The sequence below is a fragment of the Guyparkeria sp. genome, from assembly GCF_046540515.1.
Classification (GTDB): domain Bacteria; phylum Pseudomonadota; class Gammaproteobacteria; order Halothiobacillales; family Halothiobacillaceae; genus Guyparkeria.
In genome coordinates this window covers 1-16,335 of record NZ_JBKHFB010000038.1, presented here as the reverse complement: position 1 = coordinate 16,335, position 16,335 = coordinate 1, and the positions used below count along the sequence as shown (strand labels likewise).

15 protein-coding genes are annotated in these 16,335 nt (G+C 68.3%); 12 read left to right on the top strand and 3 right to left on the bottom strand.

Annotation, left to right across the window (positions count from 1 at the left end; all coding sequences use genetic code 11):
- Positions 1–98: 98 nt before the first annotated feature.
- On the bottom strand, positions 99–1,280 hold the full coding sequence (locus ACLFRM_RS06125; protein WP_410754838.1) for a glycosyltransferase: 1,182 nt from the start codon (positions 1,278–1,280) through the stop codon (positions 99–101).
- A gap of 166 nt (positions 1,281–1,446) precedes the next feature.
- Here ACLFRM_RS06125 and fabD point away from each other — a divergent pair, with 166 nt between their 5' ends.
- The 11 genes from fabD (at position 1,447) to ACLFRM_RS06070 (ending at position 11,466) form a co-directional block, all read left to right on the top strand.
- A complete protein-coding gene (fabD, locus tag ACLFRM_RS06120) occupies positions 1,447–2,373 on the top strand; it encodes an ACP S-malonyltransferase (RefSeq protein WP_410754839.1) in 927 nt (308 codons plus the stop codon).
- A gap of 41 nt (positions 2,374–2,414) precedes the next feature.
- On the top strand, positions 2,415–3,173 hold the full coding sequence (fabG, locus tag ACLFRM_RS06115; protein ID WP_410754837.1) for a 3-oxoacyl-ACP reductase FabG: 759 nt from the start codon (positions 2,415–2,417) through the stop codon (positions 3,171–3,173).
- Positions 3,174–3,322: 149 nt separating this feature from the next.
- Positions 3,323–3,562, top strand: a complete 240-nt coding sequence (gene acpP, locus ACLFRM_RS06110; protein ID WP_058575544.1) for an acyl carrier protein — start codon at positions 3,323–3,325, stop codon at positions 3,560–3,562.
- A 140-nt stretch (positions 3,563–3,702) separates the two neighbouring features.
- On the top strand, positions 3,703–4,950 hold the full coding sequence (gene fabF, locus ACLFRM_RS06105) for a beta-ketoacyl-ACP synthase II (protein WP_410754836.1): 1,248 nt from the start codon (positions 3,703–3,705) through the stop codon (positions 4,948–4,950).
- Between the two features lie 36 nt (positions 4,951–4,986).
- A complete protein-coding gene (locus tag ACLFRM_RS06100; protein ID WP_410754835.1) occupies positions 4,987–6,441 on the top strand; it encodes a chorismate-binding protein in 1,455 nt (484 codons plus the stop codon).
- Complete coding sequence (locus tag ACLFRM_RS06095) at positions 6,438–7,388, top strand: aminotransferase class IV (RefSeq protein ID WP_410754834.1); 951 nt, start codon at positions 6,438–6,440, stop codon at positions 7,386–7,388. Before ACLFRM_RS06100 ends, ACLFRM_RS06095 begins: the two co-directional genes overlap by 4 nt.
- 10 nt (positions 7,389–7,398) lie before the next feature.
- A complete protein-coding gene (gene mltG, locus ACLFRM_RS06090; RefSeq protein ID WP_410754833.1) occupies positions 7,399–8,424 on the top strand; it encodes an endolytic transglycosylase MltG in 1,026 nt (341 codons plus the stop codon).
- A complete protein-coding gene (gene tmk, locus ACLFRM_RS06085; RefSeq protein WP_410754831.1) occupies positions 8,421–9,059 on the top strand; it encodes a dTMP kinase in 639 nt (212 codons plus the stop codon). Before mltG ends, tmk begins: the two co-directional genes overlap by 4 nt.
- Complete coding sequence (locus ACLFRM_RS06080; protein ID WP_410754830.1) at positions 9,049–10,098, top strand: hypothetical protein; 1,050 nt, start codon at positions 9,049–9,051, stop codon at positions 10,096–10,098. Before tmk ends, ACLFRM_RS06080 begins: the two co-directional genes overlap by 11 nt.
- 135 nt (positions 10,099–10,233) lie before the next feature.
- On the top strand, positions 10,234–10,587 hold the full coding sequence (locus ACLFRM_RS06075) for a PilZ domain-containing protein (protein ID WP_410754829.1): 354 nt from the start codon (positions 10,234–10,236) through the stop codon (positions 10,585–10,587).
- 54 nt (positions 10,588–10,641) lie between these two features.
- Positions 10,642–11,466, top strand: a complete 825-nt coding sequence (locus ACLFRM_RS06070) for a TatD family hydrolase (RefSeq protein ID WP_410754828.1) — start codon at positions 10,642–10,644, stop codon at positions 11,464–11,466.
- Positions 11,467–11,553: 87 nt separating this feature from the next.
- Here the strand turns inward: ACLFRM_RS06070 and ACLFRM_RS06065 are convergent, their stop codons facing one another.
- Both ACLFRM_RS06065 and gloB read right to left on the bottom strand, forming a co-directional pair.
- Complete coding sequence (locus ACLFRM_RS06065) at positions 11,554–13,107, bottom strand: LysM peptidoglycan-binding domain-containing protein (RefSeq protein ID WP_410754827.1); 1,554 nt, start codon at positions 13,105–13,107, stop codon at positions 11,554–11,556.
- A gap of 32 nt (positions 13,108–13,139) precedes the next feature.
- A complete protein-coding gene (gloB, locus tag ACLFRM_RS06060; RefSeq protein ID WP_410754826.1) occupies positions 13,140–13,949 on the bottom strand; it encodes a hydroxyacylglutathione hydrolase in 810 nt (269 codons plus the stop codon).
- Between the two features lie 89 nt (positions 13,950–14,038).
- Here gloB and ACLFRM_RS06055 point away from each other — a divergent pair.
- Positions 14,039–16,335, top strand: a 2,297-nt coding sequence (locus ACLFRM_RS06055; protein ID WP_410754825.1) for a DNA internalization-related competence protein ComEC/Rec2, incomplete at its 3' end; no start/stop codon positions are given.

Here is a 16,335-nt window from a genome sequence, read left to right as displayed (position 1 = left end):
CAGGCCACGCAGCAAAGCATGGTCAAGACCCAGCAGTTGTCCTTGTTCAACAACATCTAGGCGTCATCTCTCCTTCGTGGAGACCTTCCACAGGTCGCTTACGAGCTGTTCGCGGCCAGCTCGCGGTAGACCCCGAGCAGTCTTTGCGTCATCGCCTCGGCCGACCAGCTCCTGGCGTATGGCAATGCCGCCTCTCGCAGTCCTTCCCTCTCTGCGTCGTCGTCCAGCAGGGCATTGATCGCCGTGGAAAAGGCGTCCGGACGATTGGCCACGATCCGACAGCCGCCATCCTCGTCCAGCACGTCGCACGTGCCCATTTCGGCCACCGCCACTACCGGTGTGCCCTGGGCGAGCGCTTCCAGGATGACCAGTCCCTGGGTCTCGCTGGTGGAGGCGAAGACGAACAGATCGGCGGCCCGGTAGGCGGCCGGCAATTCGGTCTCGCGGCACAGGTAGCCCAGGAAGCGTATTGATGCGCCCAGTCGCATGGCATGCACCTTGTTTCCCAACGACTCTCTGGCCGGGCCCTCGCCGGCGATCAGCAGGATGGTGTCCGGATGCCGCTCGAGCACGGCGGGCATCATTTCGATCAGCACGTCGATGTTCTTTTCCCTGGCGACCCGACCCACGTAGAGCAGCAAGGGGGCGGTGGGCGCGATCGCATGCCGCGAGCGAAAGCTCGTTGTGTCGGCAGGCGAGGCCGGGTCGGCGAACGGCAACCCGGTCGGAATCACCGTCATCGGCGTGGTCACGCCATAGTCGATGAGCGATGCCATCATCGGCGCCGATGGCACGACCAGCCGGTCGACGCCGTTGCACTGCGTCCGTGACCAGGTGCGTGCCAGCCGCCGCAGCCAGGAAGCGGGCAGGAACGGCACGTACTTGTCGGCGTATTCCTCGAAGAAGGTGTGGTAGGTCTCGATGATGGGCACGCCCAGCTTTCGAGCGATGCGGCGTCCGGCGTAGTGGGCGGCGAAGGGCGTATGCACGTGGACGAGATCGACTCCCTGCGCCGAGAGGGTCGGGATTTCACGCATCAGTTCCGCCCAGCGCATCAGTCGATCTTCCGGATCGAGTGGCGCCTGCCTCGAGAGAATGCGCCTGATCCCGTCCTCGGTAACGAGACTCTTGCCCGAACCAGGCTGGTCGTCGGGATAGTCGGGGCAGTAGAGCGTCACACGGTGTCCCTGGTCGAGCAGCTGCCGACGGAAATTCTCGATCGACGTGGATACCCCGTTGATGCGGGGAAAGAACACGTCGGAAATCATCAGGATATGCACGGCAGGCTCTCGATGCGATGGGCTCGGGGGAGCCCGATTCTTGCGTCTCGGCGTGACAGGCTGATGTCGGCGGCTCGTAGGGCGCCCCCGGGTGGCCCGGGTGGCCCGGGTGGCCCCGGGCGGCTGTGATACCATCCCGCCGTTTTCAATCGGCGAGAGCATGAACATGATTGCAGGGGTGTTTCCGGGACAGGGTTCCCAGTCGATCGGCATGGCCAGTGGCTGGGGCGAGCACGAGGACGTCGCGCAGGCGGTGTTCGACCGTGCCGGCGACGTGCTTGGTTACGATCTCTGGAAACTCGTGGCCGAGGGCGAGGTCGCCGACCTGAACCGCACCGAAGTCACCCAGCCGGCCATGCTGGCCGCCGACGTGGCGGCCTGGCAGATCTGGCGTCAGTCCAATGGCGCCATGCCCGCCGCACTGGCCGGTCACAGCCTGGGCGAGTACGCCGCGCTGGTCGCCGCCGAGTCCATCGATTTCGAGGCTGCCGTCGCCCTGGTCGCCCGTCGCGGCCAGCTGATGCAGTCGGCCGTGGCCGAGGGGCAGGGCGCGATGGCCGCCGTGCTGGGCCTCGAGGACGAGGCGGTCCGCGGCGTCTGCGAGCAGGCCGCCGACGGCGAGGTCTGCGAGGCGGTCAACTTCAACGCCCCGGGGCAGGTGGTGATCGCCGGTGACCGGGCCGCCGTCGAGCGGGCCGAGGCGATCGCGAGCGAGGCCGGTGCCAAGCGCTTCGTCCTGTTGCCGGTGAGCGTGCCGTCGCATTCCTCGCTGATGCGCGAGGCCGGCGAACAGCTGCGTGCCGAGATCGCGCAGGTCGATATCCGCGCCCCGAAAATCCCCGTGATCCACAACGTCGATGCCCTCACCCACGACAAGCCCGAGGCCATCGCCACCGCGCTGGTCGAGCAGCTGTTCCGTCCGGTCCAGTGGGTGGCCTGCGTCCAGGCGATGCAGGCCATGGGTGCCGGCGACCAGGTCGAGTTCGGCCCTGGCAAGGTGCTCACCGGGCTGGCGCGCCGTATCGACCGCACGTTGGGCGCCAAGGCGGTGTTCGACCAGACCACGCTGGAAAAGGCGCTCGGCGCCGAATAGATCAGACGGAATCACGACACCCCATTTCTGAGGAATACCCCATGTCCGAACAAGCGACCCAATTTGCCAACCTCGATGGCCGCGTGGCCCTGGTCACCGGCGCCTCGCGGGGTATCGGCGCGGCGATCGCCGATGCCCTGGTGGCAGCCGGCGCGACGGTGGTCGGCACCGCCACCTCCGAGAAGGGCGCGGCCGCGATCGACGAGCGCCTGGGCGAGCATGGCGCCGGCATGGCGCTGGACGTTACCGACGCCGCGCAGGTCGACACGGTGATCAAGGAGATCGAGTCGCGCTTCGGGCCGATCGCCGTGCTGGTCAACAACGCCGGCATCACCCGCGACACGCTGCTGATGCGCATGAAGGAAGACGACTGGGACGCCATCATCGACACCAACCTCACCTCGGTCTTCCGCCTGTCGCAGAAGGTGATGCGTTCGATGGCCAAGGCCCGCTGGGGGCGCATCATCTCGATCGCCTCGGTGGTCGGTGCGATGGGCAATGCCGGACAGACCAACTACGCGGCGGCCAAGGCCGGCATCATGGGCTTTTCCAAGTCGCTGGCCCGCGAGCTTGGCCCGCGCGGCGTGACCGTCAACGTGGTCGCCCCCGGGTTCATCGAGACCGACATGACCCGCGATCTGCCGGAAAAGCAGAAGGAGATGCTGCTGGGCAACATCCCCAACGGTCGCCTGGGCCAGCCCGAGGAGATCGCCTCGGCGGTGCGCTTCCTGGCGGCCCCCGAGGCCGGCTACATCAACGGCCAGACCATTCACGTCAACGGCGGCATGTACATGGGCTAAGGCCCGCCACGGCGCCCCGTGCGGCGAATGGGCATTTTTATTTGGCCTGCCGGTCGGTTTTCACTAGAATGCCGGGCAGTGTTGGCCCGGAGTTGCCGGGCCAAAACGTTTAATTGAACAGTGTTTGTACCAGAAGAGGTTCGATACGAATGAGCACCGTTGAAGAACGCGTCAAGAAGATCGTTGTAGAGCAGTTGGGCGTCAAGGAAGAAGAAGTCACAAATGAAGCTTCATTCGTTGACGACCTCGGCGCGGATTCCCTGGATACCGTCGAACTGGTCATGGCGCTGGAAGAAGAGTTCGAGTGCGAGATTCCGGACGAAGAGGCCGAGAAGATCACCACCGTTCAGCAGGCCATCGACTACGTCAACAACCACAAGGACGCCTGATTCGGTCCTTGTGCGTTTCGCAGGCCCCGACCGGGTGTCTGGGCGTGTGAACTGAAAAACCGTGTTTCGGCCTTCGGCAAGGGAGGTCGATCGCGGTTTTTTACTTGGTGGTACCCACCAATCGAACTGGAAAGAGCAGCATGAGCAAACGTCGCGTCGTGATAACCGGCCTCGGGCTGGTGACCCCGCTGGGCAACAACGTCAAGGATTCCTGGGACGGCATTCTCGCCGGCCGTTCGGGCGCCGCCTTCATCGATCGGTTCGACACCGACAAGATGGCGGTCAAGTTCGCCGCCACGGTGAAGGACTTCGATCCGACCGCGTTCATCCCAGCCAAGGACGTCAAGAAGATGGAGCCGTTCATCCTCTACGCCCTGGGCGCCTCGATCGAGGCGATCGAGGATGCGGACCTGATCAGCGACGGCCTCGATCTCGACCGGGTGGGCACCTTCATCGGCTCCGGTATCGGCGGGCTGGGCGGTATCGAGCGCAACACGCTCGCCCTGGAGAACCAGGGGCCGCGACGCGTCTCGCCGTTCTTCGTCCCCGGCGCGATCATCAACATGGCCTCGGGCCAGCTCTCGATCCGTTACGGCTTCCGTGGCCCGAACCTCGCCACGGTCACTGCCTGCACCTCCGGTACACACAGCATCGGGCAGGCCGCGCGCCTGATCGCCTACGGCGATGCCGACGTGATGATTGCCGGCGGTACCGAGGGCGCGGTCTCGCCGCTGGGCGTGGCCGGCTTCGCCGCCGCGCGGGCACTTTCCACCCGCAACGACGACCCGCAAGCCGCCTCGCGCCCCTGGGACCGCGACCGCGACGGCTTCGTGCTGGGCGAGGGTGCCGGCGTGATGGTGCTCGAGTCGCTCGAGCACGCCCAGGCCCGCGGCGCGCGTATCTACGGCGAGCTCAAGGGCTTCGGCATGAGCTCGGATGCCTATCACATGACCCTGCCGGCCACCGACGGCAACGGCGCCCGCCGTTGCATGGACGCCGCGCTCAAGGATGCCGACCTGGCGCCGGCCGACATCGACTACATCAACGCGCACGGCACCTCCACGCCGGCGGGTGACGGCACCGAGGTGCACGCCATCAAGTCGCTGTTCGGTGACCAGCCGGTCAACTGCCCGGTCAGTTCGACCAAGTCGATGACCGGGCACCTGCTGGGCGCGGCCGGCGGTATCGAGGCGGTGTTCTCGGTGCTCGCGCTGCGTGACCAGGTCCTGCCGCCGACGATCAACCTCGACAACCCCTCCGAGGACTGCGACCTCGACTTCGTGCCGCACGAGGCCCGCCGCGTCGAGGGCTTCGAGGTGGCGATGTCCAACTCCTTCGGTTTCGGCGGCACCAACGGCACGCTGATCTTCGGCCGCTCGGTCGACTGATGGACGCAGTGCGCCGCCCGATTGCGTGAGCCATCCGTGAGCGTGCCCGTCGTTCAGCGCCTGGCCAACCCTCCCGAGGGAGGGGCGCCGCTCGCCCGAGTGCTGATGGCGTCCGGCGAGGCCGGTAGCCACCTGTTCGAGAGCGTGACCGCCGGCGGCCCCTTGAGCCGCTGGTCGATCCTGTTTTCCGCGGCCGACGAACGGCTGCGAGCCCCGCCCGAGGGGATGGATGCCGCGCCGACCTTTCTCGACACCCTCCAGCAGGCCGTCTCCCGCCGGCAGGTGTTGCCGGCGGCATTCGATGCCCCCGGGTGGCTGGCATCCCAGGGCCTGCCGGCGACGTTTCCCTTCCTCGGTGGCTGGAGCTTCTTTCTCGCCTACGAGATGGCCGCGGAGATCGAGCCGACGCTCGACCTGCCCGCCTTCACGCTGGGGGCACAAAGCGGCTTTCCGCGCGCGGTCGCCGAGTATCACCCGGCCGCCCTGGTGCGGGATCACCTCGGCGGCGAGGACATCGTCGTCCACGACGGCAGCTCCCGGGGTGCCGAGCTGGCCGAGGCACTGGTTGCGGCCAGGGGGCGGGTGGGCAATGGCCGGAGAGATGATGAGCCGGGCCAAGGCGCGGTCGAACTGGCCGAACTCCATCCCCCCCAGGGGGCACCTCACCGCGAGCGCGTCGTTCGGGTGCGCGACTACCTGTTTGCCGGTGACATCTTCCAGGCCAACCTCTCGCATGCCTGGCAATTCCAGCTTGCCGATGGCGTATCGTCGGCCTCGGTCTACGAGGCGCTATGCCGTCGCAACCCCGCGCCGTTCGCCGCCTGGTATCGCCAGCCGGAGGGCGAGATCGTCAGTTCCTCGCCGGAACGATTGCTGCGCGTGGCCGAGGGGCACGCCGAGACCCGCCCGATCGCCGGCACCCGCCGCCGCGACCCGGATCCGGTGCGCGACCGCGAGCTGATCGCGCAACTGCAGGCGCATCCCAAGGAGCGCGCCGAGCATGTCATGCTCATCGATCTCGAGCGCAACGACCTCGGCCGCGTCTGCGAGCCCGGCTCGGTACGGGTCGACGAGCTGATGGTGGTCGAGTCCTACGCCCAGGTGCACCACCTGGTCTCGAACGTGGTCGGACGCCTGCCGGCGGCCTCCTCGCCGCTGGCCGCCCTGGCCGCCTGCTTCCCCGGCGGGACGATCACCGGCTGCCCGAAGGTGCGCTGCATGGAGATCCTGGCCGAGCTCGAACAGACCGGCCGCGGGCCCTATACCGGCAGCCTCGGGTATCTCAGCAACCACGGCCGGATGGACAGCAATATCCTGATTCGAAGCCTGTTTCTCGCCCCCGACGGGCAGGGCGAGTTCCGCACCGGCGGCGGTATCGTGGCGGACTCCGACCCGACGCGCGAGCTCGACGAGACCTACCAGAAGGCCCGCGGAGTGCTCGATGCCCTCGGTGGTGAGGCGGCACTGGCCGCCGGGGTTCCGGTCGAATGACCGCGGCGGGGTTCCCCCAGACCGACCGGGGCTGTGCCTTTGGCGACGGCCTGTTCGAGACACTGTTCATCCATGCCGGACAGGCACGACAACTGCACGATCACCTCGCCCGCCTGCGCTGCGGCCTGGCGCGACTGGGGTTGCCCGAGCCCACGGGCGAGCGGGTGCTCTCGGTCCTCGAACGGGCGATCGGTGCCGGGGCGACCGGCGATGGTTCGGCCGGCGTGTGCAAGCTCGTGATCACGGCCGGCGGCGGTCCACGCGGCTATCGCCGTCCCGAGGAGCCCCAATTGACGGTGACGGCCAGCGCTGGTCCGTTGCCGTCGATTTCCGCCGAGCCGTTGGCGGTCGATCCGGTGCCGGTGGTTGTCGAGGGGATGTCGGCGCTGCGCGGTCTCAAGCATCTCAACCGGCTTCCCCAGGTGCTGGCGCAGCAATCGTTGCCTGCCGGGCGGCGCGAGGGCTTGATGCTCGACCCGGGCGGGCGGGTGGTTTCCGGTACGATGGGCAACCTGTTCTGGCGTGAGCGCGATGGCTGGCATACCCCGCCGCTGGTGGGCGGGGCGATTGCCGGCACGCGCCGCGCCTGGTGGATCGAGGCGCTGGGTGCGCGCATCACGGCCTGTGCCCCCGGTCGCCTGGCGCTGGCCGAGGCGGCCTTTCTCTGCAACGCGGTCTCGGCCTGGCGACCGGTGGGTCAGCTGCTCGGTCGGCCGCTGGGCGAGGTCGACGTCCCGCCCAGCGACACGCTGGCCTGCATTGACGGCTGCTGGCAGCCGCCCGTCTCGCCGGGCGGCTTCGCGACGAACGCCGGGCAGAACCCGTGGCCGGCGGCGTTGTCCGCGGCCCTGGCGGGCAGCAGCTGGGGACGGGTCGCGCTGGCCGAGTGCGTTCCCTGCTCGGCGGCGATCCCGGGTGGGGCGTCACGTCGATCGATCGAGTCTTGAGGAGTAGCGGATGCGGCGAGCGATTGGAGTGTTCTTGACCTGGGCGGCCGGCATGGGCCTGCTCGCCGGCCTCGTGGTCGGGGTCGGGCTGGCCGCGCACTACTGGCAGATGCCGCTGGTGGATTCGACCACGACCGTGACGGTGGAGTCGGGCCAATCCATGCCGTCCATCGCGGCCTCCATCCATGAAGTGCAACCGGGCATCCCGGCCCGCGCGATCGACTGGACGGCGCGCTTTCGCGGTCAGGCCCGCTCCATCCAGGCCGGTGAGTACGAGGTCCGCCCCGACGAGCGCCTGGCCTCGCTGCTCGACCGGATGGTCGCCGGTGACGTGATCGAGTACCGGCTGACCATCCCCGAGGGCGTCACGGCCCAGGTGTTTCTCGACCGGTTGGCCGAGGCGCCGCGCATCCGGCGCACCCTCGACGAACTCACCGCCGAGACCGTGCTCGATGAGCTCGACCTGCCCGTCGATCATCTCGAGGGGTGGCTGTTTCCGGATACCTACCGGTACACGGCCGGTACCACCGATCGGGCGTTGATCCGGCGGGCCTTCACTCAGATGCGCGAGGTCGTTGATGCCGCCTGGGCCGCCCGTGCCGACGATCTTCCCCTGGAAACCCCCTACGAGGCGCTGATCCTCGCCTCGGTGATCGAGAAGGAAACCGGCCTGTCCGGCGAGCGCGACGAAGTCGCCGGCGTATTCGTCAACCGCCTCGAGCGCGGCATGCGTCTGCAGACCGATCCCACCGTCATCTACGGGATGGGCGAGGAGTACGACGGTCGCCTGTTCAGCCGTCACCTGCGCGAGGACACGCCCTACAACACCTATACCCGTGACGGGCTGCCACCGACGCCTATCGCCCTGCCGTCGATCGCCTCGATAAATGCCGCCACTCGCCCCGCCGAGACCGATGCGTTGTACTTCGTCGCCGACGGGACGGGGGGACACGCCTTCTCGCGCACGCTCGAGGAACATAACCGGGCGGTGGCGCGCTGGCGCGTCTTTCAGCAGCAACAGGGAGAGCGTCCATGACCGATCCGGCCGCCACGCCGCGGTTCATTACCCTCGAGGGCCTGGAGGGTGCGGGCAAGTCGACCGCCATGGCCTTCGTGCGCGAGTGGTTCGAGTCTCGCGGCGAGACGGTGCTGTGCACCCGCGAACCCGGTGGCACCCCGCTGGCCGAGGAACTGCGCGCGGTGCTCAAGGCGGTGCGCGACGAGCCGGTCGCCCCGTCCACCGAACTGTTGCTGATGTTCGCCGCTCGAGCGCAGCACGTCGAACGGGTGATCCGCCCGGCGATGGCTGAGGGGAAGGTAGTGGTCTGCGACCGCTTCACGGATTCCACCCGCGCCTACCAGGGCGCCGGTCGGGGACTGTCGATGGCCACCATCGACCAGCTGGCCGAGGTGGCGCACGCCGACTGCAACCCCGAACTGACGCTCTGGCTGGACGTGCCGGTGGCACTGGGGCTCGAGCGGGCGGCCAGCCGCGAGTCGGCGGACCGATTCGAGCAGGAAACGCTGGCCTTCTTCGAGCGGGTGCGTCACGGCTTCGAGGCGCTCGCAACGCGTGAACCGGCCCGGTTCCGCCGGGTGGACGCCACCCGGCCGCTGGCCGAGGTGCGCGCGCGGATCGAGGCCGAGCTGGAGGCGACGCATGGCCGCTGATACGCAGGAATCGACCTTCTCGGGTCTGGCCGAGCGACGGCTGGTCAGCGACCCGGCCACCATCGAGAGTGCCGGCTGGCTGAACGATGCCTGGACTCGACTGGACCGGATGATCGCTGCCGGCCGGTTGCCGCATGGCCTGCTGTTGCATGGCCGTCTGGGCGCGCCGATGACCGCGCTGATCGAGACACTGGCGCGCCGGCTGATCTGCGAGACCCCACGGGACGGCTGGCCCTGCGGGGCATGTCCCGCCTGCCGCCAGGCCGAGCAGGGCAGTTTCCCCGACCTGCACCGGCTGGCGGACGACCCCGAGCATCGCGACATCCCGGTCGATGCCATCCGCGCACTGATCGAGGGGGCGTTCATCACCCGGTACGGTCGCATGCGACTGGTGCTGATCGAGCGCATCGAGCGGCTCAATCGCGCCTCGGGCAATGCCTTGTTGAAGCTCCTCGAGGAGCCGCCCGAATCGATGCAGTTCCTCTGCACGGTCGAGCAGGTCGACCGCCTGCTGCCGACCATCCGCTCGCGCCTCCAGCGCATCCGCCTGCGCGAACCCCGCGCCGAGGAGCTGGCGGCCTGGTGGCAACAGGCCACCGGCTGTTCGCCCGATCGCGCCGAGCTGCTGGCCTTCATCGACGACCCTACCCTGGTCGACGGCACGGACCCCACCTTCGACTGGCAGGCGGTGACCCAGGCCTGGGTGCGCCTGGCCGAGGGGCCCGGCTCCCCCCTGGCCCCGATCGCGCCGTGGCTGGCCACACCCCGACCGGTGCTGGCTCGCTGGCTGCTGCGGCTCTGGCCGGCAGTGGCCCGTCGCCGCGCCGGCCTGGCGGCAGACATGCCGCCGGCGCTGGTGCCCATGGTCGAACGGCTTGCGCGCGCCCACGACAGCGAGCAGTGGCTGGCGATACAGACCCGGCTGGTGCAGTTCGCCCGCGAGGCCGGTCATCCCCTGCACCCGGAGCTGTCGGTCGAGCAGCTGGCGCTGGATCTCGTCGACCCGAGGCTGGCCCGCCGGCTCGAGCCGGTCGGATAAGGAATCGCAGTTCGGAGTTTCCTTCGCTTCGACCGCACCGCGATTGCCGGTAGACTAATCAAACGATTTTCCGTGTCCCGCTTCGGTCAGTTCGATGACCGAGCCGATCGATCAACCGTGACGAGGTAGCGTGCAATGGCAGCAGGAGGCGGCCTGGGTGGAGGCATGATCCACCACAACATCCCGGACAAGGACACGCTCTACAAGTCCTACATGCCATTCGTGAAGAACGGCGGGCTGTTCATTCCGGGACACACGCACATCCCGATGGGCAAGGAGATCTTTCTGACCCTCACCCTGATGGGCAGCCCCGAGCGGCTGGCCGTGGCCTCCAAGGTCGTCTGGGTGACCCCGCAGGGGGCCCAGGGCGGCAAGGTGGCCGGCATCGGCGTGCAGTTCGGCCGCATGGACCACGGCCGCACGCGTCAGCAGATCGAGACCTACCTCGCCGGGGCACTGGAAAAGGAAACGCCGACCTACACCATGTGAACCGACCGGACGGGGCGCCAGTGGCCCGTGACCGGTCCATTCCCGCGGAGCACCATGCAACTGTTCGATTCGCACTGCCACCTCGACCGGGTGGAACTCGACGCCTTCGACAACGACTTCGATCGCTTCATGCACACCGCCTGGCTCGAATCCGTCACGCGGATGCTGTGCGTGTCGATCAAGCCGGCCACGTGGCCGGCGATGACCGAACTGGTCGCACCGTATCTCGCCGGGAATCCCGACCGTCGCGCCGAGCGCCCCGAGGTGTTCCTCTCCTACGGCTTGCATCCGACCGACGAGGCCGGCGCGGTGATCCCCGCCGAGGAACTGGTGCGGTCGATCCGGGAGGATCCACACGCCGACTCGATCGTGGCGGTGGGCGAGACGGGTCTGGACTACTTCCACTGCGAGAAGGGCGAGCGCTGGCAGCACGAGCGCTTCGTCAATCACATCGAGGCGGCCAAGGCCGTTGGCAGGCCGGTGATCATTCACACGCGCGGGGCGCCGGGCGACACCATGGGTGTGCTGGAGCGCGAGCACGCCGAGGACTGCGGCGGGGTGATGCACTGTTTCGCCGAGGACTGGGAAACCGCGCGCCGGGCGCTGGATCTCGGCTTCTACATCTCGTTTTCCGGCATCGTCACCTTCAAGTCGGCGGCCTCGTTGCGCGAGGTGGCGAAGAAGGTGCCCGGCGACCGGATCCTGGTCGAGACCGACTCGCCATATCTGTCTCCGGTCCCGTACCGCGGCAAGCCCAACAATCCCATCCGGGTGCGTTACGTGGCCGAGATGCTGGCCGACCTGCGCGGTGAGAGCCTGCCGGAGATGGTGGTGCGGACTCACGAGAACACGCGGTGCTGGCTGGGTCTGGCAGACTGAGCAGCTGCCGCCGTTCGATTGACCGGCAATGAAAGAGGGGCCCACGCGGGCCCCTCTTTGCGTCCGGGTCATTCATCGCCGTGATGCTCAGTTGCTGGCTACTCGCAGCTCCTGGCCCGGCTTGAGTGCGGCATCCGGTCCGATGCGGTTGAGAGCGGTGAGCTCCTCGATGGTGGTCGAGAATCGCTGAGCCAGTTTCCAGAGCGTGTCGCCCGGCTGGACCACGTAATTCGACGGGGCGTTCTCGTCGTTCGGCCCGTCGTCCGTTCTTGCCCCGACAATTACCTTGTCGCCCGGGCGCAGGACGGGGTTGTCGCCGTAGGCGTTCATCCGTCGCAGCTCGGCAACCTTGACTCCATGCTGGCGGGAGATCGCCCAGAGCGACTCGCCGGCCTTGACGGTGTGGGTACGGGCGTTGCCCGAGGCGATTGCCTGCTCCACGCGTCCGGCCGGTACCAGAATGACCTGTCCGGGACGGGCGACGGCCGACTGCCGGCGGTTGATCGCGAGCAACTCGTCGACCGAGCTGCCGTAGCGCTGGGCGACGCGGTGGAAGCTGTCACCGCGTACGAAGGTGTACCGCTGCCACTCCTCGGCGGCACTGGCCGCCGCATTGAGGGTATCGACGTCGAAGCGTCCACGTGCCTCGCGCGGAACCAGCAGGCGACGTGGTTTCTCGCCGGTGATCGAGCGCCCGAATCCGGGGTTCAGCCGATAGAACTCGTCGTGGTCCATGCCGGTGAGGTCGGCCAGCTTGACCAGGCTCACGGAGCGGTCGAGCTCGACCTGGGCCAGGGCCGGGCGGTTCTCGATCTCATGCGGGGTGAAGCCGTACTTTTCCGGCGAGGAGAAGATCTTCACCAGCGCAAAGAAGCGGGCGGGGTAGTCCCGGGTCTCCTTGCGGATCTGATTGAGGCTCCAGAAGTCGGTCGGGCGACCGAGGGACTCGTTTTCGCGGATGGCGTTGAGCAGGGTGCCCTGGCCGCCATTGTAGGCGGCGATCACCGTGGGCCAGTCGTCGTCGAACATGCCACGCAGCTGGCTGAAGTAGGTGACGGCCGCCTCGGTCGATGCCTCGATATCGCGGCGGCCATCGTAGAAGGCGTCGCTTTCCAGCCCGAAGTGGGTGCCGGTCGACGGGATGAACTGCCAGATGCCGGCCGCCGAACTCGAGGACAGGGCCTGGGGCAAATAGGCACTTTCGACGATCGGCAGCAGGGTCAGCTCCAGGGGCAGGTCGGCCGCCTCGAGCTTCTCCACGATCATGTAGAGGTAGGGCTCGGCCCGCTCGCTCACCTCACGCAGGTAGTCCGGATGACGGCTGTAACGGCGGATCTCGGCGTCCACGCGCTCGTTGTCCGGCACCGGCAGGGTAAAGCGGCTGGCGACCGCCGCCCACAGGTCGTGTCGGTGGTCGGTGGCGGTCACGTCGTCATCGCCCTGGCCGCTGATTGCCGGCAGGGTGGAGACGCCGGGGCGGCTGGTTTCGCGTGCCTCGTCGCCCGGCCGATCTGTCGGTGGAATCGTTCCGGCACAGCCATGCAGCAGCAGGATCGCCGCAGGCAGGAAAAGTGCACGCAGCAGGCGCGTCGGCGTTGAAGTGTATCGAGGCGAAAGCAGGGCGATTGGCGAGACAGGCATGGTGTCAGTTCGAATCTCGTAAGCGGGAAGAGTCAGAGTCGCGCCAGGCCATCGAAGTCATCCTTCCAGTGGCGCAGCTGGGCGAAGGCCTCGATGTCGTCCTCGATGGTTTCGCCGACGTGGCGCTCGATCGCCTTGCGCAGGGCCGGCACACGGACGCGCAGGAACGGGTTGGTGCGCTTCTCGAGATCCATCGGGGCGCTGGCCGTCGGTTCGCCCTCGTCGCGTTTTGCCGCCACTTCGCGCACACGGGCGGCGATGTCGTGGTTGTCAGGCTCGGCGTGGGCGGCGAAGCGCAGACTGTCGGCGGTGTATTCATGGCCGCAGTAGATGGTCGCCTCCGGCCCGATCTGGTCGCCGAGGGCCGCCAGCCGGTCGAGCGAGTGCAGCATCTGAGCGGCGGTGCCCTCGAACAGCCGCCCGCAGCCGGCGGTGAACAGCGTGTCGCCGCAGAAGATCGCCGTGCCGCAGACGTAGCTCAGGTGATCCTGCGTGTGGCCGGGGGTGGCGAGAACCGCGAATTCGCCCACGCCGGGGACCGTGAACGAGTCGCCTTCGCCGACGACGTGGTCCACGCCCACCCGGCGACAGCTGTCCGGGCCGTGGATCGTCATGGGAAAGCGCCGGGTGAGCTCGGCCAGACCCTGGACGTGATCGCCGTGGTGATGCGTGATCAGCGTGGCCACCGGCTTGAGCCCGCGGGCCTCGATCGCCTCGATCACGGGGCCGGCCTCGCCGGCATCGACGATCACCGCGGCGCCATCTTTCCCCTCGATCAGCCAGACATAGTTGTCCGAGAGGACGGGAATGCAATGGATGGTCGGGGCGGCTACAGTATTCATGCCGACATGGTAACCCGATAGGACGAAGGCAAGGAATGCCTTTGGCGCCATGTGGGCCTTCACCATTCACGCTGCAGGGACGCGGCTCGATGGACACTATCCCCCTCGATGACCGGCGGCGGCCGGTCGACCCGCCCGGCGGGTCCACCCCGCGTGTCGGTGCCCGCTGGCTGTTGCTTGCCTGGGCGGCGGGCGCGTTGCTGGCCTGGTTCGTGCCATGGCCGCTGGCGCAGGGTTCGGGTCTTGCCGGCGAGATCGGCCCGTGGTCGATGCCGAAGGGCTGGCTGCTGGCCCTCGGCCTGGTGACGGCGGCGCTCGTGGTCCGGTGGCGGGTGCGTGCCAGCCCGGCGACCCGCGGAGCCAATCTCTCCTTGGCCCTGGCCACCGTCCTTCCGGTCGCGATGGCCGGCGTCCTGCACACCCTGGTGCCCGTGGGCACCTTGCTGGCCCAGACGCCGGTGTTCGACCAGCGGGTCGATTGCCGCCTCGACGGGACGATCGTCGGCCTGGTCGACGAGCGTGCCGACCGCCGGCGGTTCACCCTCTCGATACAGGGAGCCGGGCCGGCCGATCCCCGTGATGCACTGGCCGCCCGGGTCTGTCGCCAGCTGCCCGTCGGCGGGCGCCTCAAGCTCAGCGACTACAGCCCGACCGCCGAGCGGGTCGAGCTGGCCGCGGGCCTCCGCTATGCCCTCGTCGCACGCATCAAGCCCCTGCGAGGGCATGCGAACCCGGGCGGGTTCGACTACCGGCGTTACCTGTTCCGCCACCGGGTGCTCGCTACCGGCTACCTGCGCGAGCGGCAACCGAACGGCCTGGGCGCGGCCCCCGGCTGGCGGGCTCAGGTCGATCGGTGGCGGCATGGCGCCCGCGAGCGATTGCAGGCCAGCCTGAACGCGGTGCCGGGCTCGTCGGGGGCGCCGGAGTCGCTCGAAGCCGGGGCGGCGTTGCTGCACGGCCTGGCACTGGGCGATCGCGGCGAGCTCAGCGACCGTCAGTGGGAACTGCTGCTGGCCTCGGGGACCAATCACCTGCTCGCCATCTCCGGGCTGCACGTCGGCATGGTGGCAGCCATCGCCGCCTGGTGGGTGCGCGCACTCTGGGGGCGGTTGTCGATCAGCCGGGGCGTGCCGGCCCAGCGGGTCGCGGCCCTGGTGGCGGTGGTGGCAGCCTGGGGGTATGCGCTGATCGCGGGCTTGTCGATTCCCACCCTGCGGGCAGCACTGATGCTGACGATACTGCTGCTCGGCGTGCTGACGCAGCGACGCTGGCGGCTGCTCGATCTGTGGCTGATCGCCTTTGTGCTGGTGGTGGCGATCGATCCGTTCGCCCCGCTGGACATGGGTTTCTGGCTGTCGTTTGCCGCGGTGCTGCTGATCATCCTCCTGGTCCGCGGTCGTGACGCGCTCTGGCGACCCTGGGAAATGCTGCGCCTGCAGTGGCTGCTCACCCTCGGCCTGCTGCCGTTGACCTGGGGGTTGTTCGACCGGATCGCCTTCGCCTCCTTGCCGGCCAACCTAGTGGCCGTGCCGCTGGTCTCGATGCTGATCACGCCGCTGGCCTTGCTCGGGTTGTTCGCGGCGGGCATCAGCCCCGCGATCGCCACCTGGCCAATCTGGTTGATCAACGAACTGGGCACCGTGCTGTTCACGGTGTTGGCATGGCTGGTCGATGTCTTCCCGGATTCCAACCATGGCGCCCCCGGCGGACTCGCGCTGGGCCTGTTCGCGCTGGGTGTGCTCTGGCTGGGGTTCCCCAGACGCTTCCCGGGGCGCTGGCTGGCCATCCTGCTGTTGCTGCCCGCGATGCTGGTCGGGCCGGCGCGCCCGTCGATCGGGACATTCGAGGCCGTGGTGCTCGACGTCGGGCAGGGGGCGTCAGTGCTGCTGCGCACCGCGCACCACGATCTGCTCTACGATGCCGGCCCTCGTCACGGGCGCTTCGACACCGGTGAGGCCATCGTCCTGCCCGCGCTGAGGGCGTTGGGGGTGGAGTCGCTCGATCGCATCGTGATCAGTCACGCGGCGATGGATCATGCCGGTGGACTCGCGTCGATCCGGCAGGCCTTTCCGCAGGCCGCGGTGGTCGGCCTGTCGAGTGGGCGATTCGGTGTCGCCGAGCAGGCGGTGCCGTGTCGGCATGGCGAGGAGTGGCGGCTTGACGGGGTGCGGTTTTCGCTGATGCGCGCGCCGCGTGGCTCGGACAACGATCGCTCTTGCGTGTTACGCGTGGCTGGACGGTCGGAGAGTCTTCTCCTCACCGGTGACCTCGAGGCGGCCGGGGAGCAGTGGCTGCTGCGCCAGGCTCGGGTGGATGCCGAAACCGTGCTGGTGCCCCACCATGGCTCGGCCACTTCCTCGACCGCCGCTTTCATCGAGGCCACCGG

Excerpts from the sequence above, each read along its gene's own strand:
- fabD (WP_410754839.1), top strand. The coding sequence starts at position 1,447 with ATGATTGCAGGGGTGTTTCCGGGACAGGGTTCCCAGTCGATCGGCATG.
- fabG (WP_410754837.1), top strand. The coding sequence starts at position 2,415 with ATGTCCGAACAAGCGACCCAATTTGCCAACCTCGATGGCCGCGTGGCC.
- acpP (WP_058575544.1), top strand. The coding sequence starts at position 3,323 with ATGAGCACCGTTGAAGAACGCGTCAAGAAGATCGTTGTAGAGCAGTTG.
- fabF (WP_410754836.1), top strand. The coding sequence starts at position 3,703 with ATGAGCAAACGTCGCGTCGTGATAACCGGCCTCGGGCTGGTGACCCCG.
- ACLFRM_RS06095 (WP_410754834.1), top strand. The coding sequence starts at position 6,438 with ATGACCGCGGCGGGGTTCCCCCAGACCGACCGGGGCTGTGCCTTTGGC.
- mltG (WP_410754833.1), top strand. The coding sequence starts at position 7,399 with ATGCGGCGAGCGATTGGAGTGTTCTTGACCTGGGCGGCCGGCATGGGC.
- tmk (WP_410754831.1), top strand. The coding sequence starts at position 8,421 with ATGACCGATCCGGCCGCCACGCCGCGGTTCATTACCCTCGAGGGCCTG.
- ACLFRM_RS06080 (WP_410754830.1), top strand. The coding sequence starts at position 9,049 with ATGGCCGCTGATACGCAGGAATCGACCTTCTCGGGTCTGGCCGAGCGA.
- ACLFRM_RS06075 (WP_410754829.1), top strand. The coding sequence starts at position 10,234 with ATGGCAGCAGGAGGCGGCCTGGGTGGAGGCATGATCCACCACAACATC.
- ACLFRM_RS06070 (WP_410754828.1), top strand. The coding sequence starts at position 10,642 with ATGCAACTGTTCGATTCGCACTGCCACCTCGACCGGGTGGAACTCGAC.
- ACLFRM_RS06065 (WP_410754827.1), bottom strand. The coding sequence starts at position 13,107 with ATGCCTGTCTCGCCAATCGCCCTGCTTTCGCCTCGATACACTTCAACG.
- gloB (WP_410754826.1), bottom strand. The coding sequence starts at position 13,949 with ATGAATACTGTAGCCGCCCCGACCATCCATTGCATTCCCGTCCTCTCG.